The organism is Ruegeria sp. BE10 (assembly GCF_056538905.1).
This window is the reverse complement of record NZ_JBQFTX010000008.1, coordinates 58,848-76,344: the sequence shown is the minus strand read 5'-3', so window position 1 is coordinate 76,344 and position 17,497 is coordinate 58,848. Positions and strand designations below refer to the sequence as shown.

The following is a 17,497-nucleotide window of genomic DNA, read 5'->3' as shown; positions in this document are numbered from 1 at the left end:
TGCCCCGGTGCATTACACCTTGGTGCATCATGGATCAGCTAGACCGTCGCATCATCGCCGCCCTGCAGCACAACGCTCGCGAATCGACCACCAAGATCGCCGCGAAGCTGGGCGTGGCCCGAACCACCGTGCATGAACGCATCAGCCGTATGGAAGAGCGTGGCGTGATCGCAGGCTATTCGGTGGTTCTGAACAGCCCCGAAGACGCCCCGCGCGTACAGGTGGTCGTGCTGCTGGAAGTGCAGCAAAAGGAAACCAAGCGTATCATCAATCGGCTTGAGGCTTACCCCGAGGTCAAGCTCTGCCTGTCGATCAATGGCGAGTTCGACCTGCTGCTATCGGCCGAGGCCCCGCGGATCGAGGATCTGGATATTCTGGTTGATGATCTGGCCAAGATCCCCGGCGTGCTGCGAACCAATACCAGCGTTGTCTTCGGCCGCCGGATTGATCGAATCTGAACGGCTGATAACCCTCTGTAAACCCTAGCAGGACTAGCTTGGCCGGGACTGATCAGAATCCCGGACCGGCAGAATGCCCCATAGTTTGATCTTTGGCCTGAGTTTGTTTGCGCTATGTGCGGCGCATCAGGTCTTTGCTATGCCCGATGCCCGCGGGGCGGGCATTTGCGATGCAGCCGCGCGCCGCGCTGCCCAATCCCAGGGTGTACCGCTGGATGTCTTACGCGCGATTGCGCGGGTGGAAACCGGGCGGTTGCGGGACGGGCAGTTGGAACCCTGGCCCTGGACCATCAATGTCGAAGGGCAAGGATACTGGTTCACATCCGAGTTTGAGGCGAAATCTTACGTTTTCGACATTTTCAAAGCAGGCAAGCGCAGCTTTGACATCGGCTGTTTCCAGATCAATTACCGTTGGCACGGCAAGGCATTCCGGTCCATCGACGCCATGTTCGACCCGGATGAAAACGCCACCTACGCCGCCCGGTTTCTGAATGAACTGTATGCCGAGCTTGGATCGTGGCCCGCAGCCGTTGGGGCCTATCATTCCCGCACACCATCGCTGGCCAATGCTTACTCGGGCCGGTTTCAGACCGTACTGGCACAACTGGATCAATCCTTGCCCACTGCCCCGGAACGGGCCGCGCGCGACCCGTTTACCACCGCCGCAACCCCTCTGATCCCGATCAATCTGCCGCAACCGGGTGGTGGCGCGCTGGGGTCGCTGGTTCCGCCTTCGGGCACTGCCACCGCCTTTATCTCGTTCAACTAGGAGGCATGCGTGCCCAAGATCGACGCCCGTTCCCTGTTTTCTCCGACCGTGCTGCTGGCGCTGGCGCTGATGACGGTCATCGTGATGATGATCCTGCCGATGCCTGCCTGGGTGCTGGATGTGGGCCTGGCAGCCTCGTTCGCGCTGGCGATCCTGATCTTTACGCTGACGCTGTTTATCGAACGGCCGCTGGATTTCTCGTCTTTCCCGACAATCCTTTTGGCCTCGCTGATGCTGCGGCTTTCGCTGAACGTATCCTCGACCAAGCTTATCATCGGAGAGGGGCACACGGGACCCAATGCCGCTGGGGACGTGATCGAAGGTTTTGCCGACTTCGTCATGGGCGGCAGTATCTTTCTGGGGTTGGTGGTGTTCGGCGTGCTTTTGATTGTGAACTTTATGGTCATCACCAAAGGTGCTGCCCGCATGGCCGAGGTCGGCGCGCGGTTTGCCTTGGACGGCATGCCGGGAAAACAGCTCGCCATCGACAGCGACATGTCCGCCGGGGCCATCGACCACCAACAGGCTAAAGAACGCCGCGAGCGTGAGCAGCAAGAGACGACGTTTTTCGGCTCTCTCGATGGGGCATCGAAATTTGTCAAAGGCGATGCGATAGCCGGGCTGCTAATCACGTTGCTCAACCTGGTGATGGGTTTGATCATGGGCGTGATCGTCCATGGGATGCCAATCTCATCCGCGTTCGAGACCTACGCCATCCTGACCGTCGGTGACGGGCTGGTGTCGCAAATCCCGGCGGTGATCATATCGATCGCGTCAGCCCTGCTGCTGGCCCGCGGCGGTACGCAGGGGGCGACCGACAACGCAATCTTCTCGCAGCTGGGCCGGCATCCAGCGGCCCTGGCAACAGTTGCCATGTTGATGGTGCTGTTTGCGCTGGTGCCTGGCCTGCCCTTTTTGCCATTCATCCTGGGGGCGGGTGTTCTGGGCTATGCGGCCTATAACGTCCATCGCAAGCAAAAGACCGAAGCGGAAGAGGCGCTGGCCCCAACACCGCAGGAAGACACACCGGTCTCGCAGGCTATTGGCGATATTTTGGACCTGGACGATGTGCATCTGGAGTTTGCCCCCGATCTGGTCAGCATGGTCCTGAACCCCGGCACCGGGCTGGACGCGCGCATCGCCAATATGCGGACCTATGTGGCCTCAAGCTTTGGCCTGATCCTGCCTGATATCCGCCTGACCGACCGCGCCGATCTGCCAATGGGCACCTATGTGGTCAAGGTCCAGGGCGTCGAACAGGCGCGCGGCGTGTTGAACCCCGATCTGGTACTGGCGCTGGTACAGGATGACCGCGACATGCTGCCCGAGGGTAATGACGTGACCGAGCCCGTCTATGGCGCCCCCGCCCGCTGGATTCTGCCCAAGGATCAAGAGGCCGCCGCGCTTAGTGGGGCCACTATCGTTTCCCCGCCCGAGATTCTGGCCACTCATCTGCTTGAGATCATCAAACAGAACTTCTCACGCCTGATGACGCTGAAATCCCTGCGCCGCCTGTTATCCGAGATGACACGGCTCAGCGATCCGGTTCGGGCCGAGGCTAACCGCAAGCTTCTGGACGAGTTGATCCCCGACAAGGTACCGATCGACACGCTACATGCGGTGCTGCGTCTGCTGCTGGACGAACGGGTCTCGATCCGCAACATGGCGCTGATTCTGGAAAGCGTGGCCGAGGCGCGGCTGACCACCACCCAACCCGAAGGCATCTGCGAACTGGTCCGGCAGCGATTGGGTTTCCAACTGGTGGCCGAGATGAAACGCGAAGACGGATCGATCCCGCTGATCCAACTGGCCCCGGAGTGGGAGGATACCTTCACCACCTACCAGATCGACGCGCCTGCAGCGGGTCTCGACGTGGCGCTGCCGCCGAACCTGTTCAACAAGCTGGCCGATGGCGTGGTCGACAGTGTCGCGCAATCCGCCGATCACGGGCTGTTTCCGGCGTTGGTCACCTCGACCCGCCGTCGCCGTTTGCTGCGCACCATCATGCACGCGCGCGGCATAACCAACCCGGTGCTGTCGTTCGAGGAAATCGGGCTCGAGGCGCGGCCTTCGCTGGTTGGAACGGTGCCCGCGTGATCGCGCTACCGCCCGAGCTTTTGCCCCAGCTGGGTGAGGGTTTGTGGCACCTCTTTGCCGTCTTCCTGCGTGTCTCGGCCATGGTGTCGCTGCTGCCCGCCTTTGGCGAGCGCAGCATTCCGACCCGCGTCAAATTCGGCATCGCGGCTGCCTTTACCCTTATTGTGACACCGGCGATTGCGGCGCCTGTTGCCCCACCCGGCCTGTTGCCTATGGCAGGATTGGTTCTGACCGAAGTGCTGATCGGGATGGCCTTGGGTATGTCGCTGCGACTGTTCGTGCTGGCCCTGCAAACGGCAGGATCGATTGCGGCGCAGGCAACTTCGCTGTCGCAGATTCTGGGTCCAGCTGCTGCAGATCCCGTGCCCGCGATGGGATATCTTCTGACACTGGCTGGCCTGACACTGGCGGTTTTGCTCGGCCTGCACATCCGCGTCGCTCAGTTTCTGATCCACAGCTATACGCTGTTTCCAATGGGCACCCCAATACTGGCCCCGGACCTGTCGCAATGGGGGGTGCAGCAAATTGCGCGCAGTTTTGGGTTGGCGTTTGCGCTGGCTATGCCCTTCGTGATCGCCTCGCTGATCTATAACCTTGCGCTTGGCGTCATCAACCGCGCGATGCCGCAGCTGATGGTGGCGTTTGTTGGCGCTCCGGCCATTACTTTTGCAGGCCTGTTCCTGTTGTTCGCGGGCACGCCCCTGATCTTGTCTGTCTGGTCTGATGCCTTTTTTGCCTTCATGCTGAACCCGCTTGAGGACCCAAGATGAGCGGGTCCGAAGACGACAGCGACAAGTCCTACGAGCCGACGCCGCAGAAGCTCCAGAAAGCGCGCGAAAAGGGTGAGGTTGCCAAGTCCAACGACCTGTCCGTGGTTGCCGCTTATGCCGGGTTCCTCATTGCCCTGTTCGCGGCCGGGCAATTCGGTGTGCAACATATGGGAAGCCTGTTTGTCGTGATGATTGATCAGGCCGACACAATCGCTCCCTTGCTGACCGACGGGCCCGCCGCAAGCCCGGTCGGTGGGATGGTCAAAACGGCGCTGTTGTCCGTCACGGTTCTGTTTGCTGTGCCCGCCGCCGCTGTTCTGCTCAGCCTGATCGCCCAGCGTGCGCTGATCTTTGCGCCCAGCAAGCTGAAACCCAAACTGTCCCGCATCTCGATCATCTCGAATGCGAAAAACAAATTCGGGCGCGGCGGCCTGTTCGAATTCGCCAAGAGCTTTGTGAAACTGGTGATCTACGGCACCTGTCTGGCGCTGTTTCTGCGCTCCAACCTAAACGAGATTCTGTCCGCCAGCGCCGCTCCGGCGCGGTCATCGGTCATGCTGATGATGAATTTTCTGTTTCGCTTCCTGTTCATCGTCATCACCGTGGCGCTTGCCATCGGGGTGATCGACTATCTTTGGCAACATGCCGAGCATATTCGCAAGAACCGGATGTCGCGCAAGGAAATTCAGGACGAAACCAAGGATGCCGAGGGCGACCCGCATGTCAAACAACAACGCCGCCAGCGCGCGCAGGACATCGCCACGAACCAGATGATGTCCGACGTACCCTCGGCGGATGTGGTGATCGTCAACCCGACCCATTACGCGGTGGCCTTGAAATGGGCCCGGACGGCGGGGTCAGCCCCTGTTTGCGTGGCCAAGGGCGTGGACGAGGTGGCCGCAGCGATCCGAGCCCGGGCAGCTGAGACTGGTGTTCCCATTCATTCCGACCCGCCCACGGCCCGCGCCCTGCATGCCGCCGTCGAGATCGGACAGGAAATCGCGGAAGAACATTATCGCCCCGTCGCTGCTGCCATCCGATTTGCAGAGGCGATGCGCAAAAAGGCCAAGGGACAGGTCAGATGAAACAAGCCGCCCTATCAGACCTGAAAAACGTTACAGAGGCCGTGTTTCAAAAAGAATACAACGCCCTGCGCCCCCTGCTAGAGGCTGAAGCACGCGTGCAACAGCAATTGGCGCGGCTGGACGCGCAGGTCCGGCAATCTCGCCAACACAGCGCCGCGGCCGAGGGGTACCGAGTCACTGGCACCGATGTGTTGTGGAACGGTTGGGAGTCGGCCACGCGCCGCCAGCTGAATATGGAACTGGCGCGGATTCGGGCGCAAAAACTGTCGGCGATGAACGCGCTGCGCACGGCCTTTGGCCGCAAACAAGCCGTCACCAACCTGTCAGACGCCCCAAAAAAGGCGCACAAACGCGCCCAGCACCGGATATCGTCACCCTACTAAACAGCGTATAACCCAGTCAGAATCAAACGTCCTGACGGTTGACGCTCATGATCAAGACCTGAAACACATCATCGCCCAAATCCTTGCGCGCTGTCTCCAGCAACGCTTTGCGCAGAACGCTCATATTGTCCGATTCAGTAAATGCGCCGTCAAAACCACCGGTATTAGCGTGATCAAACATGACCTGCAAAAAACCGTCGCGCAGTTTGGGTTCAAGCGCGTAGAAAGCTTCGGTCATGCCAGGAGTGATTTCAAGGCTCAGCGACATGGTGACCAACGCCGCGATCCGGTCCGCATCGACGACGGGCACCACAAACTGCTTGGTCAGTTTGAGGTATTCATAGTCGCTTTGCGTGTCCTTTTTCCCAGCAATGTCCTTTTTCTTGGCGGATTTCTCTTTGGTTTTTTCCGCCTTGGCCTTGGGTTTTTCCTGTTTTGCGGCCTCTTTCGGTTCACCGGAGGGCGCAAACACAACTCCGGCACCGATACCGGCCCCCAGACCGATCAGCAAGAATACGACGGGTAGAAGTTTCTTCATCACATCCGCTCCTTAATACGGCAGCACAGCATCCAGGATCTGCTGGCCATAACGCGGCTGCTGCACGTCAGTGATCTGTCCGCGCCCGCCATAAGACACGCGGGCCGAGGCGATCTTGTCATAGGTGATCTCGTTTTTGCGCGAGATATCCTGTGGTCGCACGTAGCCCGTCACCAAAAGCTCGCGCAGTTCGAAATTGACGCGCAGTTCCTGCGAGCCCGAAATCGACAGTACCCCGTTTGGCAGCACGTCGATCACGGTCGCGGCCACACGCAGCGTCAGCTTTTCCTTGCGCTTAACCGATCCTTCGCCCGTGCTTTCTGAGGCGGAATCGATCTCGACCGCGTCCGCCAGCGATGCCCCTTCCGGCAGATGATCCGCCGCGCGCTGTGGCAGGCCAAACAGGCCGACGATGCCAAGGCTTTCCGAAGCAGACCGCGAGCGTTCCGTGTCGTTCGAAAACTCGGCCTTTTCGTCTAGCTCAATCACGACCGTCAGGATATCCCCCTTTTTGATCGCCCGCTGATCGCCCAACAGCGATTGTTGCCCACCGCTCCAAAGTGAGGACCGGTCGACATTGCGCTGCGGCTGAGTGTGCAAAGGCAGGCCCGGCCACAACATCGCGACATGTTCGGGGGAATCCTCGTTCGGAGTGAAGCTTGGCGGTTTGCCCAGATGATCCAAGCGCCCACAGGCTGACACCGCCAGAATGGCAAACAACAGAGATTTCGAAAGTTGCGACATCATTTTACCTCGATTTGGCCGTCGGGCCGGATAAGGCCCGTCACAGTGGTACGGGAGGACAGGTTCATGACCCGGATACGATCCCCGGCGGCCCCACGACCCAGCGCGCGGCCTTCTGCGGTGATCGACAGCGGTGTGCGGTCAAAGATCAGGATAACCAGATCGTTGCGATCCACCAGGGCCGGTGGACCCACATCGCCTTCACGGATCGGGCGTCCGGGATACAGCGCGACGCGGGCCTCTTGCCCGATCAGAAACTCAGGCGTGGTTATCGCGCCGGGCACCTGCTGGGCCTTAAGATCCAGATCAGTCGCCGAGATGATTTCCTTGGCGCGAATAGTGCGAGTCGGCACTACGATTTCAGCCTGTACCGAGGCCGGCACCAAAAGGGCCAATATCAAAACCAGAAACCGCATCACCGCACCTGTGTGGTTGCGCCCATCATCTGGTCGACGGCGGAAATGACCTTGGCATTCATCTCATATCCCCGTTGCGCCTCGATCAGTTCGGTCACTTCGCGCACCGCATCGACCGAGCTGTCCTCAAGATAGCCTTGCCGCAGCGTGCCCAGACCATCCTCACCCGGTGTGCCGACCACGGGTGCGCCTGAGGCTTCGGTTTCCTTGAAAAGATTGCTGCCAATCGCCTCAAGCCCCTTGGCGTTCGAGAAACTGGCCAGCGTCAGCTCACCCAACAGCTGCCCGTCTGCCGTGTCGTCGAAATAGGCATAAACTTCGCCCGCAGCGTTGATCGAGATCGACCGGGCATCGTCAGGAATGGTGATCTCGGGCGCGACGGCAAAACCGTCTGATGTGACAATCAACCCCTCGGCGGATCGTTTCAGGCTGCCATCGCGGGTATAGCCCGACTGACCATTGGCCAGCGTTACTTCAAGATAACCACGCCCTTCGATGGCCACGTCCAGATCGCTCCCGGTGGCCGACAATCCGCCTTGCGCCAGTTGCACCGTGACAGCCGCCGGACGCACACCCAGACCCAGCTGAATACCGGTGGGCAGAACGGTGCCGTCATTGGCCTTCACCGCCCCGGCCCGCGCCATTTGTTGATAGTGCAAATCCGCGAACTCAGCCCGGCGGGCGTTGTAGCCAGTAGTGTTCGTGTTCGCCAGATTGTTCGAGATCGTCTCGACCCGCATCTGCTGCGCGGCCATGCCCGTAGCCGCGATTTTCAATGCTCGCATGTCAAAATCTCCTTTTCACAAATCAACGCATCAGCGCCTTGAGCGCGCCGCGCAGACGTTCGTCTTCGGTTTCCAGAAAGCTTTGGCCCAGCTCATAGGCGCGCTGGATTTCCACCAGCCGGGTCACCTGCTCGACCGCATTGACGTTGGACCCTTCGAGAAAACGCTGCAGCACCACTGGGTTTTCGACCGGGTCAATTTCGCCCTCGGCGCGGAACTGTGTGCTGCCTTCACGCACCAGCGTTTTGGGATCGGCCACACGATAGACGCCGATCTGCCCCAGCAATTGCCCCTCGATACTCAGTGTGCCATCGCTGCCAACGTCAATCGACGCAGCATCCGGCGGGATGAAAACAGGTGCGCCGTTGCTGTCCAGCACCCGGTGGCCGTCCATCGTGACCAAATCACCCTCGGCACTGGGTGAGAACGCTCCGGCCCGGGTCAGCCTGTTGCCGGATGGCGTTTCGACCATGAAAAACCCATCACCTTCGATGGCAAAATCAAACTGGCCGCCGGTTTCCGTCAGCAGGCCCTGCTGCAATGAGGTGTTGCGCGCCTCGGCCCGTGCCATGGACAGGGACGGGTTGCCCGGCAAGTCGCGGACAAACTCGGAAAACACCAGACCCTGCGCGCGATATCCGGTGGTGTTGGCATTGGCGATATTATTCGCCACCAGCCGCATTTCATTCATCAGGCCCGATTGACGGGACAAAGTGGTATAGGCGGTATCCATCAGCGACCTCCGGCGATCAATGGGATGAGGGTTGTGGTGAAAAACGTCACCAGCATCTGGGTCATGAACCCCATCGAGATCCAGAACACGATGACGATGGCGATCAGCTTGGGCACGAAGGTCAGTGTCATTTCCTGTACCGAGGTCAGCGCCTGAAACAGACCCACGATCAGGCCCGACACCAGCGCCACCGCCAGGATAGGAACCGAGGTAATGACCGCGACCCACAGCGCCTGGCGCACAATGTCATAGAAGAGACCTTCGCTGAGCATCCTATCAGACCGGCATCCGCAGGATTTCCTGATACGCCTCAACCACCTTGTTGCGGACAATGACCGCCGTTTCCACGGCCAGCTCGGTCTGTGCCAGTGCCTGTACCAGAGCGTGGGGATCGGCCTGGCCGGTCATGGCGGCCTGCGACATTTGCTCGGAATGCTTCAGCGTCGCTGTAAAGTCCTGAAACGTACTGTGCAGCCCTTGCGCCAATCCGGCGTGATCAGGATCGGCCTGCGTGGCCGGGCGGGCGACAGCATAGTTCTGCACCGCGGTCAGGGATCGGATATCCATTCTGGTGTCCTTTATTTTCTGAGAAGTTCCATCAAGCTCGACGACATCTGGCGTGACTGGTCGAACATCTTGAGATTGGCCTCATAGCTGCGCTGCGCCTCACGTGCGTCTGCGATTTCGATCATCAGATCGACATTCGAGCCACGGTAATGGCCGGTTTCATCCGCCATCGGGTGACCGGGGTCATAAATGCGCGAACCCTCGCGGCGATCCAGTTTGACGCGCCCGGCCTGCACCACCTCTTGTCCGTTCTTTTGCACCGTCTCAAACGGCACGGTTTTGCGGCGATAACCTGGCGTATCGGCGTTCGAGATATTCTCGGACACATGCCGCAGGCGGGCTGATTGCGCACGCAGAGCATTGGTTGAGGCGGCTAGGGAATGGGAAAAATCGCTCATGTCTTACACTCCTTATGACCGGCCAAGGCTGCTGCGCAGGATGTTCATCGAGGATTTGTAAATGGTCAGCGCGCGGTCGTGCTGACGCTTGACCTCGACAGCTTTGAACATCTCTTCCTCGACAGACACTCCATTGCCGTTTGGATCGCCCGAGGGCGCAACCTCAAACTCGGCCCAGGGCTGTGGGGCGGTGGCGCCGTTCAGATGACCCGCGCGGGTGGCGGTCATCGAAACCTGACGGTCTGATTTTTCGAATGCTTTCTGAAAACCCTCGATATCGCGGGGCTGATAGCCGGGCGTATCTGCATTGGCCATGTTGTGCGCAATCACTGCCTGCCGTTGTCCGGCATGGGTTGCCATTGCGTACGCTGCTTTAAAGACGTTCAGGTCATAGAACATCGGGGCTTCTCCCTCGATCAATTTCAATCAAGGCTTAACCCCGATTCCTTTAGAAAGCGTTTGCAGAAACCCATTGGAGAACCCACGATGTCCGATCTCGACCCGATGCTTCTGAAGTGTGAATTCGACCGTCTGTCTGCTGTGCGCCATATGGGCCGCGTTACCGGCGTGGCGCGCGGAGTCATTGAAATACAAGGCCTTGAAGGGCAGGCGCGAATCGGTGACCACCTGACATTGCGGCGTCGTAATGGCCCGGATCTGCCGGGCGAAGTGCTTCATGTCGAGACCGACGGGATTCGCATGATGCCAACCGCCGCGCCGGATGGGGTGTGCCTTGGTGACCGGGTGATTCTGGACCAGACATCCGCTTTCGCACCCGGCATGCACTGGCTGGGGCGCCTGGTCGATCCCTTTGGCAAACCGCTGGACGGGAAACCTCTGCTTTCGGGCGCACATGAGCAGGACATCATGCGTGCTCCGCCGCCCGCTGTGGCACGTAAACCGCTGGGCGTACGGATGGAGACCGGTTTAGCGATGCTCAACACGATGCTGCCCGTGGTCCAGGGTCAGCGCATCGGTCTTTTCGCCGGATCGGGCGTCGGAAAATCCACCTTGCTGGCAACGCTCGCGAAATCGATGCAGGCGGATGCCGTTGTCGTGGCACTGGTGGGCGAACGCGGGCGCGAGGTGAACGAGTTTGTCGAACATGCGTTGGGGGCAGAGGGGATGAAACGCTCGGTCGTTGTCGCGGCCACGTCCGACCAATCGGCGCTTGCCCGCAGGCGTTGCGCCTGGTCGGCAATGTCGGTGGCCGAGTATCTGCGCGATCAGGGGCTGAACGTATTGTTTCTGGCCGATTCGGTGACGCGATTTGCCGAGGCGCACCGCGAAATCGCCGTTGCCATGGGCGAAGCGCCTTCGTTGCGGGGTTTCCCACCTTCGGTCACGCCGCTGATTGCCGGGTTGTGTGAACGCGCGGGTCCCGGAGCGGCGGGCCAAGGTGATATCACCGCCGTGTTCAGCGTTCTGGTCGCGGGTTCGGATATGGATGAACCAGTGGCTGACATCCTGCGCGGGGTTCTGGACGGGCATATCGTGCTGAGCCGCGACATTGCCGAGCGCGGGCGGTTTCCGGCCATTGACCTCAGCCGTTCGGTTTCGCGCAGCCTGCCGGGGGCGGCCACCGCAGAGGAAAACCAATTGATCTCGGAAACCCGCAAACTGGTCGGCAGCTATGAACAATCCGAGGTCATGATCAAGGCCGGGCTTTATGCCGAAGGCGCAGACCCGCTGCTGGATCAGGCCGTGCGCGTGCATGAGGAACTGGACGCGTTCTTTGGCAAACCCGAGCCAGATGGAATCAAAAACAGCTTCAACCTCCTGCAACTGATCCTGCGGCGGGCCAACGCCAACTTGCCGCGCTAGCGAAATCGGGACAGTTTTAAGTGTTAAGGCCACCTTAAGACCTGCCCGGCTACCCCTGTAGTTGGGTGATAAAAAAGGTGGTGGAGATGGGTGCGCAATCCAATGCGGCGCCAATCATCATCAAGAAGAAACGTGTGTCAGGTGGCGATGGTCACCACGGCGGCGCGTGGAAAGTCGCATATGCCGACTTTGTCACGGCCATGATGGCGTTCTTCATGTTGATGTGGCTGCTGAATGCAACGACTGAGAAACAACGCAAAGGGCTGGCGGATTATTTCTCGCCAACAATTCCGGTAAACCCGGTTTCGGGCGGGGGCGATGGGGCTTTTGGCGGGAACAACATGTTTTCCGAAGTGACCATGGTAATGGATGGCTCGGGCGCGACCAAGCGGCACCCGACGATTGCGCGGCAAGCGCGGGGGTCGATCGGCGTGAATCCCGATGGCGGCAAGGAAATGTCCGAGGACTTCTCGACGCTCGAAGCGCAACTTCTGGGGCATACCGGGGAAAGCATGGTGTCGGACAATGTGCTGAAGCACATCGTTACGCGCGTCACTGACGAAGGTCTGGTGGTCGAGCTGTTTGATACCGAAGATCAGCCGCTGTTCGAATCGGGAACGGATGAACCGACCCCGATGATGCGGGCGCTGGCCCTGCTGGTGACGCGATCTTCGGATCTGGTGACAAATGCTGTCTCAGTCGAGGGTCACGTCAGCGCCTCGCCCGTGGTTCTGGCGCAGGACCCGTCCTGGGATGTATCGACCTCGCGCGCGCAGGTGGTACGCCAACTGCTTGAGGATAAGGGTTTTGCGGGTTCTCGGCTGGATCGCGTGACCGGTCATGCCGACCGGGAATTGAGCGATGAAAACCCGATGGCCGTGCGCAATAACCGGATCGAAATCATCTTTCTGCGCGACACCTGAACGCACAGGATAGGCCGCATTTTAACTGTTAGCGCGCTGTTAAGGGGCAGTGCGTTAGCTGTTGCCTCAACGATTGACGCAACAGAAGGGCGTGCCAATGACGATTTCCTCCTCGCTGAATGCCGGTGTGGCATCTTTGAAGGCCAACGCCAACCGGCTGGCTACTATTTCAGACAACATCGCCAACTCGTCGACCTTCGGCTACAAGCGGGTTGAGACGGATTTTCATTCGATGGTCACCTCGGGTCAGGGCGGCAGCTACTCGGCGGGTGGGGTCAGAACCACCAGCCAGCGTCTGATCGATCAGCGCGGGTCACTGGTGACGACCAACAATTCAACCGATCTGGCAGTACGCGGCCGAGGCATGCTGCCGGTTCGCCCAAGCTCGCAAATCGCGGGTGGCTCGAATGAGATGCAACTGACCACGACCGGTTCTTTCCGCACCAATGAGGAAGGGTATCTGGTCACCGAATCCGGCTTGGTCCTGCTGGGCTGGCGTGCCAACCCGGACGGTTCAATTCCTGCGGTGCCGCGGGACACCCCGGCGGCGCTCGAGCTCGTGCAGCTCAGCGTCAATCAACTGTCCGGCGCGCCGACCACACAGATGAATCTGCGTATGAACTTGCCCGCAACGGCCACCGAAGCCGGGTCGCCGGGCGACACACAACCCCTGTCGGTTGAATATTTCGACAACCTGGGCAAATCCGAAAGCGTGGATATCGAACTTGTGCCAACCGTCCCCGGGGCCGGCAGCAGCAATGAATGGACCATGGTGCTGCGCGACTCAGCCTCAGGCGGGGCGGTGATCGGGGAATACACGCTGACGTTCACCGACAGCCGCACCGCTGGCGGTACACTGGCCAGCGTCGCCACCGTGTCGGGCGGGGCCTATGACCCGGCAACCGGCAGCCTTGTGGTCAACGTCGCGGGTGGCCCGATGGAGATCAATATCGGCCAGATCGGCGATGCGGACGGCATTACGCAACTGTCCGATACCTTTGCGCCCGTTTCGATCACACGCGACGGGTCGGCCGTGGGCACGATGACCAGCGTTCAAGTTGACGAAAATGGCTATGTCTATGCGTTCTATGACACTGGTGTCAGCCGCCGCATGTTCCAGATCCCGCTAGCGGATGTGCCCAACCCCAATGGCCTGACCGCGCTGGACAGCCAGACTTATGCGCCATCACGGGAAAGCGGCACATATTTTCTCTGGAACGCAGGGGAAGGTCCAACAGGTGAACTTGTGTCTTTCGCGCGCGAGGAATCGACCACAGATATCGCGACCGAGCTGACTTCGCTGATCCAGACCCAACGCGCCTATTCCTCGGCTGCTACGGTGATTCAGACCGTTGATGAGATGCTGCAAGAAACCACCAACATCAAACGCTGATTTGGGTTTTGACCCGGAAAGGGGGCCTGTCTGATGAATTTGTCGACAGCATTCAACAACGCCGTCAGCGGCCTGACGGCCTCGAGCCGCGGCACCTCGGTCGTGTCGGACAATATCGCCAACGCGCGGACGCCCGGCTATGCCCGCAGGTCGCTGGAACTGACGACAAACGTGATTTCGGGCACCGGGGTGCGCACCGTAGGCGTTATTCGCAATCAGGACCCGGTTATAACCGCCAACCGTCGCACCACCGATGCGGAACTGGCCTACCAATTTGCAGTTTCCAGCTTTCACACAAGTGTTGAGGGCGCCGTTGGCACGGTTGACGATCCCACATCGCTTGCCAATCGGTTGGCCGAGTTCGACAGCAGCCTGATTACCGCTGCCAGCCTGCCAGATTCTTCTGAGCGACTGGATCAGGTGGCCCGCGCGGGCCGTGATCTGGCCAACGCGCTCAATTCGGCGTCCGAAGGCGTTCGGCAGCTGCGCTCGGACGCAGATCGCTCCATTGGAAAGCAGGTAGAGAGCCTGAACCAGACCCTCAAGGATATCGAGAAGCTGAACGCCAAAATTCCGTCGGTCAAACATGCGGGTGGCGATATTGGTGCCCTGCTAGACCAGCGGCAGGTGTTGATAGATCAGGTGAATGAGCTGGTTCCGGTGAACGCGGTTCCGCGTGCGAACGATCAGGTGTCGCTGTACTCAGACGGTGGCCTGATCCTGCTGGAAGGCACGGCTGCCGAATTTTCCTTTACCACCACGGGCGACACCAAACCCCACATGACGGTGGGCAATGGGCTGCTGTCGGGGTTGGAGATGAACGGAAACCCGGTGCGCACCGGCGGAGACAACGCCCAGATACGCGGCGGCGCGCTGATGGCGCAGTTTGAAATCCGCGATGAGCTGGCGGTTGAGGCACAGGCTCATCTCGACTCGGTCGCGCGGGATATGATCGAACGGTTCGAAACACCCGGTCTGGACCCCACCGCATTGCCTACCGATCCCGGTCTGTTCACGGATGCCGGCAACCGCTTCGATGCCACTGCGCCTGAGGGGCTGGCCTCGCGCATCAGCCTGAACACGATTGTTGATCCCGACACTGGGGGTGACAGCTGGCGCTTGCGCGACGGGCTTGGTGCGGTGGCCCCCGGCGATCCGGGCGATGCCACGCAATTGCAAGCCTTTGGCGCCATTCTCAGCGATGCCCGGCCCGTCGCGGGGTCGCCCTTTGGCACCGGTGACATGCGCGCCTCGGACCTGACCGAGGCGCTGATGTCCAGAACCGGGTCGGACGCTCATTCCGCCAGCCAGCGACTGTCCTTTGCCAACAGCGCGCAGCTGGAAATGGCCAGAATCGAGGCGGAACAGGGCGTGGATACCGACCAGGAATTGCAGAACCTGATGGAGATCGAGCAGGCCTATGCCGCGAACGCGCGGGTCATCTCGGTAGTGGATGAATTGATGCAAACCTTGTTGAGGCTCTGATGATGAATTTGACGTCTATTGGCGATCTGGAGCGGGGCATGACTTTGCGGACCCGCTCGACCGAACTCAGAAACGAAATCGAAACCCTGTCTTATGAGATGTCGACCGGCAAGGTTCAGGATGTGTCGGGACGTCTGGATGGAGACTATTCCCATCTGCTGGATCTGGACCGCAGCCTATCGCGTCTAGACGCCTATCAGATATCGACGGCTGAGGCTGGGCTGTTCACGGATGCCATGCAGCTGAGCTTGACCACGATTAACGAGTCCGTGACCAAGTTGACCTCCTCCCTTTTGTCCTTCGGCACGTCAAACCAGGCGGTCAGCCATGAAAATGCATCGGTTCAGGCCCGGAACGAGTTGGATACGATTATATCAGCGCTGAACACCCGCGCTGGTGGACGCAGCCTGTATTCCGGCGCGGCCACTGATGTCTCCCCCCTGCCGTCAACCGACACGTTGTTGAGCGCACTTGAAACGGAGCTGAGCGGATACGTCACAACGGCGGATATCAGACAGGCGGCAGAAGACTGGTTCAACGACCCCGCCGGTTTTGACGCGGTGATCTACCAGGGCTCGGGCAATGCGTTGGCACCGATGCAGATATCCGAGAATGAAAGCATCACGATCCCGATCACAGCCACCGACCCCGCGATCAAGGATGCGATACGGGATATTGCCGTTGCGGTGTTGGTCTCTGACAATGCTCTGAACTTGCCACGTGACCAGCGCACTGCCCTGTTTACACAGTTGGGCGTCGATCTGGCCAACACCCAGAACGATGTGGTGAACTTGCGCGCTCAGGTCGGTTCAGCAGAGGCTCGGATCGAACAGGCGGCCACGCGCAACAGCGCCGCGCAGACCAGCCTTGAATTCAGCAGGAACAAGTTGATCGCTGCGGACCCCTATGAAACCGCTGCACAGTTGCAGACCGTCCAGTTCCAGTTGGAGAGCCTGTATTCCGTCACCGTTCGCAATGCGAACCTGTCGCTGGTGAATTTCCTAAGATGAAGCTTTTTGTTTTCCTACTGATGTTGCTGCCCGGGATCGCGTTCGCTGGCACGATACGCCTGAAGGATCTTGTGGATTTTGACGGGGTACGGGGTAATGATCTGGTCGGCTATGGCCTGGTTGTCGGGCTGAACGGAACTGGCGACGGGCTGCGCAATTCACCCTTCACCGAAGAGATTATGTCGAACATCCTGGAACGGCTGGGCGTCAACGTGAATGGCGAAGATTTTCGCCCTAAAAACGTAGCGGCTGTGTTGGTGACCGCCAGCCTGCCGCCTTTCGCGCGGGTCGGCGGGCAGATCGACGTGACGGTGTCGGCCATTGGTGATTCCAAAAGCCTGTTGGGTGGCACCCTGATCATGACACCGCTCAATGCGGCCGATGGGCAAATCTATGCTGTGGCGCAAGGCACGGTTCTGGCCGGTGGCGCCGTGGCTGAGGGTGAGGCTGCTTCGGTTGTTCAGGGAGTGCCGACCTCCGGCGTGATCCCCTCGGGCGCACGGGTTGAGCGTGAGATCGATTTTGACCTGTCAACCTTGACGCAAATGCGCCTTGCCCTACGCGAGCCGGACTTCACCACCGCCAGCCGGATTGAGATTGCGATCAACACAGAATTCAACCGCGCAGTGGCGATTATGCGGGATTCCGGCACGGTGGAACTCAACATTGCGGCAACCCAGTCGGTTTCAACCGCGCATGCGCTGGGTCGGATCGAGAACATTCTGGTCGAACCGGAAACCAAGGCGCGCGTCGTGGTTGATCAGCGCTCAGGGACCATCGTCATGGGGCAAGAGGTTCGGATTTCACGGGTCGCGGTATCACAAGGCAATCTAACCCTGACAGTCGAGGAATCCCCCATCGCAGTTCAGCCCAACCCTTTTGCCCGCGGCGAAACGGTTGTGGTCCCCCGCACTTTCGCCGGTATCGAAGAAGAAGAGGGCACCGGGTTGGCCGAAATCCCCGAGGCAACTACCCTGTCCGAGGTTGTGGCCGGGCTGAATGCGCTGGGCGTGTCGCCCCGCGACATGATCGACATACTGAAAACGATCAAGGCCGCCGGGGCATTGCACGCTGAATTCGTAGTTCGATAAGCAAACAGAACCGAGCAGATGGCGGGAT

Annotated in this window: 21 protein-coding genes; 12 read left to right on the top strand and 9 right to left on the bottom strand. The window is 59.8% G+C overall.

Features of this window, described 5'->3' with window-relative positions:
* Nucleotides 1-29: 29 nt before the first annotated feature.
* The 6 genes from ACR0M2_RS16705 (at nt 30) to ACR0M2_RS16680 (ending at nt 5,562) form a co-directional block, all read left to right on the top strand.
* Nucleotides 30-458, top strand: coding sequence for an Lrp/AsnC family transcriptional regulator (locus ACR0M2_RS16705; protein ID WP_170379279.1), 429 nt, complete (start codon nt 30-32; stop codon nt 456-458).
* Nucleotides 459-531: 73 nt separating this feature from the next.
* On the top strand, nt 532-1,227 hold the full coding sequence (locus ACR0M2_RS16700; protein ID WP_480706128.1) for a lytic transglycosylase domain-containing protein: 696 nt from the start codon (nt 532-534) through the stop codon (nt 1,225-1,227).
* 9 nt (nt 1,228-1,236) lie between these two features.
* Complete coding sequence (flhA, locus tag ACR0M2_RS16695) at nt 1,237-3,324, top strand: flagellar biosynthesis protein FlhA (protein WP_480706126.1); 2,088 nt, start codon at nt 1,237-1,239, stop codon at nt 3,322-3,324.
* Nucleotides 3,321-4,094: a flagellar biosynthetic protein FliR gene (locus tag ACR0M2_RS16690; protein ID WP_425082238.1), complete on the top strand. Its 774-nt coding sequence runs from the start codon at nt 3,321-3,323 to the stop codon at nt 4,092-4,094. Before flhA ends, ACR0M2_RS16690 begins: the two co-directional genes overlap by 4 nt.
* Nucleotides 4,091-5,179, top strand: a complete 1,089-nt coding sequence (gene flhB / locus ACR0M2_RS16685) for a flagellar type III secretion system protein FlhB (RefSeq protein ID WP_480706124.1) — start codon at nt 4,091-4,093, stop codon at nt 5,177-5,179. The genes ACR0M2_RS16690 and flhB overlap by 4 nt, the downstream gene beginning before the upstream one ends.
* The gene (locus ACR0M2_RS16680) at nt 5,176-5,562 is read left to right on the top strand and encodes a hypothetical protein (RefSeq protein WP_480706122.1); all 387 of its coding nucleotides are present in this window, start codon (nt 5,176-5,178) and stop codon (nt 5,560-5,562) included. The genes flhB and ACR0M2_RS16680 overlap by 4 nt, the downstream gene beginning before the upstream one ends.
* 22 nt (nt 5,563-5,584) lie before the next feature.
* On the opposite strand, the gene ACR0M2_RS16675 is transcribed toward ACR0M2_RS16680, so the two are convergent.
* The 9 genes from ACR0M2_RS16675 to ACR0M2_RS16635 are packed head-to-tail and all read right to left on the bottom strand — an operon-like array spanning nt 5,585 to nt 10,142.
* Entirely contained in the window at nt 5,585-6,100 is a 516-nt protein-coding gene (locus ACR0M2_RS16675; protein WP_170399462.1) for a flagellar basal body-associated protein FliL, read from the bottom strand.
* A 12-nt stretch (nt 6,101-6,112) separates the two neighbouring features.
* Entirely contained in the window at nt 6,113-6,844 is a 732-nt protein-coding gene (gene flgH, locus ACR0M2_RS16670) for a flagellar basal body L-ring protein FlgH (RefSeq protein WP_438826490.1), read from the bottom strand.
* Nucleotides 6,844-7,260 carry a flagellar basal body P-ring formation chaperone FlgA gene (flgA, locus tag ACR0M2_RS16665; RefSeq protein WP_480706120.1) on the bottom strand — a complete coding sequence of 139 codons (417 nt, stop codon included), beginning with the start codon at nt 7,258-7,260 and terminating at the stop codon, nt 6,844-6,846. The genes flgH and flgA overlap by 1 nt, the downstream gene beginning before the upstream one ends.
* Nucleotides 7,260-8,045, bottom strand: a complete 786-nt coding sequence (gene flgG / locus ACR0M2_RS16660; protein ID WP_480706118.1) for a flagellar basal-body rod protein FlgG — start codon at nt 8,043-8,045, stop codon at nt 7,260-7,262. Before flgG ends, flgA begins: the two co-directional genes overlap by 1 nt.
* Nucleotides 8,046-8,067: 22 nt before the next feature.
* On the bottom strand, nt 8,068-8,778 hold the full coding sequence (locus tag ACR0M2_RS16655; protein ID WP_170361880.1) for a flagellar hook-basal body complex protein: 711 nt from the start codon (nt 8,776-8,778) through the stop codon (nt 8,068-8,070).
* A complete protein-coding gene (locus tag ACR0M2_RS16650; protein WP_480706116.1) occupies nt 8,778-9,050 on the bottom strand; it encodes a flagellar biosynthetic protein FliQ in 273 nt (90 codons plus the stop codon). Before ACR0M2_RS16650 ends, ACR0M2_RS16655 begins: the two co-directional genes overlap by 1 nt.
* Nucleotides 9,051-9,054: 4 nt before the next feature.
* On the bottom strand, nt 9,055-9,345 hold the full coding sequence (gene fliE, locus ACR0M2_RS16645; RefSeq protein WP_480706114.1) for a flagellar hook-basal body complex protein FliE: 291 nt from the start codon (nt 9,343-9,345) through the stop codon (nt 9,055-9,057).
* Nucleotides 9,346-9,356: 11 nt separating this feature from the next.
* Nucleotides 9,357-9,743: a flagellar basal body rod protein FlgC gene (flgC, locus tag ACR0M2_RS16640; RefSeq protein WP_170379299.1), complete on the bottom strand. Its 387-nt coding sequence runs from the start codon at nt 9,741-9,743 to the stop codon at nt 9,357-9,359.
* Between the two features lie 12 nt (nt 9,744-9,755).
* A complete protein-coding gene (locus ACR0M2_RS16635; RefSeq protein WP_170413349.1) occupies nt 9,756-10,142 on the bottom strand; it encodes a FlgB family protein in 387 nt (128 codons plus the stop codon).
* An 87-nt stretch (nt 10,143-10,229) separates the two neighbouring features.
* On the opposite strand from ACR0M2_RS16635, the gene ACR0M2_RS16630 reads away from it, so the two are divergent.
* The 6 genes from ACR0M2_RS16630 to ACR0M2_RS16605 all read left to right on the top strand — a co-directional run bounded on the left by ACR0M2_RS16630 (nt 10,230) and on the right by ACR0M2_RS16605 (nt 17,469).
* The gene (locus ACR0M2_RS16630; protein WP_480706112.1) at nt 10,230-11,567 is read left to right on the top strand and encodes a FliI/YscN family ATPase; all 1,338 of its coding nucleotides are present in this window, start codon (nt 10,230-10,232) and stop codon (nt 11,565-11,567) included.
* A gap of 86 nt (nt 11,568-11,653) precedes the next feature.
* The gene (locus ACR0M2_RS16625; protein WP_480689796.1) at nt 11,654-12,490 is read left to right on the top strand and encodes a flagellar motor protein MotB; all 837 of its coding nucleotides are present in this window, start codon (nt 11,654-11,656) and stop codon (nt 12,488-12,490) included.
* 97 nt (nt 12,491-12,587) lie between these two features.
* Complete coding sequence (locus ACR0M2_RS16620; RefSeq protein ID WP_480706109.1) at nt 12,588-13,883, top strand: flagellar hook protein FlgE; 1,296 nt, start codon at nt 12,588-12,590, stop codon at nt 13,881-13,883.
* 33 nt (nt 13,884-13,916) lie between these two features.
* On the top strand, nt 13,917-15,368 hold the full coding sequence (flgK, locus tag ACR0M2_RS16615) for a flagellar hook-associated protein FlgK (protein ID WP_480706107.1): 1,452 nt from the start codon (nt 13,917-13,919) through the stop codon (nt 15,366-15,368).
* On the top strand, nt 15,368-16,378 hold the full coding sequence (locus tag ACR0M2_RS16610) for a flagellin (protein ID WP_480706105.1): 1,011 nt from the start codon (nt 15,368-15,370) through the stop codon (nt 16,376-16,378). Before flgK ends, ACR0M2_RS16610 begins: the two co-directional genes overlap by 1 nt.
* Nucleotides 16,375-17,469: a flagellar basal body P-ring protein FlgI gene (locus tag ACR0M2_RS16605; protein WP_170413060.1), complete on the top strand. Its 1,095-nt coding sequence runs from the start codon at nt 16,375-16,377 to the stop codon at nt 17,467-17,469. Before ACR0M2_RS16610 ends, ACR0M2_RS16605 begins: the two co-directional genes overlap by 4 nt.
* Nucleotides 17,470-17,497 lie beyond the last annotated feature (28 nt).

Coding starts and splice junctions, on each gene's coding strand:
- ACR0M2_RS16700 (WP_480706128.1), top strand. CDS start 532: ATGCCCCATAGTTTGATCTTTGGCCTGAGTTTGTTTGCGCTATGTGCG.
- flhB (WP_480706124.1), top strand. CDS start 4,091: ATGAGCGGGTCCGAAGACGACAGCGACAAGTCCTACGAGCCGACGCCG.
- flgA (WP_480706120.1), bottom strand. CDS start 7,260: ATGCGGTTTCTGGTTTTGATATTGGCCCTTTTGGTGCCGGCCTCGGTA.
- ACR0M2_RS16635 (WP_170413349.1), bottom strand. CDS start 10,142: ATGTTCTATGACCTGAACGTCTTTAAAGCAGCGTACGCAATGGCAACC.
- ACR0M2_RS16625 (WP_480689796.1), top strand. CDS start 11,654: ATGGGTGCGCAATCCAATGCGGCGCCAATCATCATCAAGAAGAAACGT.
- ACR0M2_RS16610 (WP_480706105.1), top strand. CDS start 15,368: ATGATGAATTTGACGTCTATTGGCGATCTGGAGCGGGGCATGACTTTG.
- fliE (WP_480706114.1), bottom strand. CDS start 9,345: ATGGATATCCGATCCCTGACCGCGGTGCAGAACTATGCTGTCGCCCGC.
- ACR0M2_RS16675 (WP_170399462.1), bottom strand. CDS start 6,100: ATGAAGAAACTTCTACCCGTCGTATTCTTGCTGATCGGTCTGGGGGCC.
- flgG (WP_480706118.1), bottom strand. CDS start 8,045: ATGCGAGCATTGAAAATCGCGGCTACGGGCATGGCCGCGCAGCAGATG.
- ACR0M2_RS16620 (WP_480706109.1), top strand. CDS start 12,588: ATGACGATTTCCTCCTCGCTGAATGCCGGTGTGGCATCTTTGAAGGCC.
- ACR0M2_RS16655 (WP_170361880.1), bottom strand. CDS start 8,778: ATGGATACCGCCTATACCACTTTGTCCCGTCAATCGGGCCTGATGAAT.
- ACR0M2_RS16605 (WP_170413060.1), top strand. CDS start 16,375: ATGAAGCTTTTTGTTTTCCTACTGATGTTGCTGCCCGGGATCGCGTTC.
- ACR0M2_RS16630 (WP_480706112.1), top strand. CDS start 10,230: ATGTCCGATCTCGACCCGATGCTTCTGAAGTGTGAATTCGACCGTCTG.
- flgC (WP_170379299.1), bottom strand. CDS start 9,743: ATGAGCGATTTTTCCCATTCCCTAGCCGCCTCAACCAATGCTCTGCGT.
- flgH (WP_438826490.1), bottom strand. CDS start 6,844: ATGTCGCAACTTTCGAAATCTCTGTTGTTTGCCATTCTGGCGGTGTCA.
- flgK (WP_480706107.1), top strand. CDS start 13,917: ATGAATTTGTCGACAGCATTCAACAACGCCGTCAGCGGCCTGACGGCC.
- ACR0M2_RS16680 (WP_480706122.1), top strand. CDS start 5,176: ATGAAACAAGCCGCCCTATCAGACCTGAAAAACGTTACAGAGGCCGTG.
- ACR0M2_RS16705 (WP_170379279.1), top strand. CDS start 30: ATGGATCAGCTAGACCGTCGCATCATCGCCGCCCTGCAGCACAACGCT.
- ACR0M2_RS16650 (WP_480706116.1), bottom strand. CDS start 9,050: ATGCTCAGCGAAGGTCTCTTCTATGACATTGTGCGCCAGGCGCTGTGG.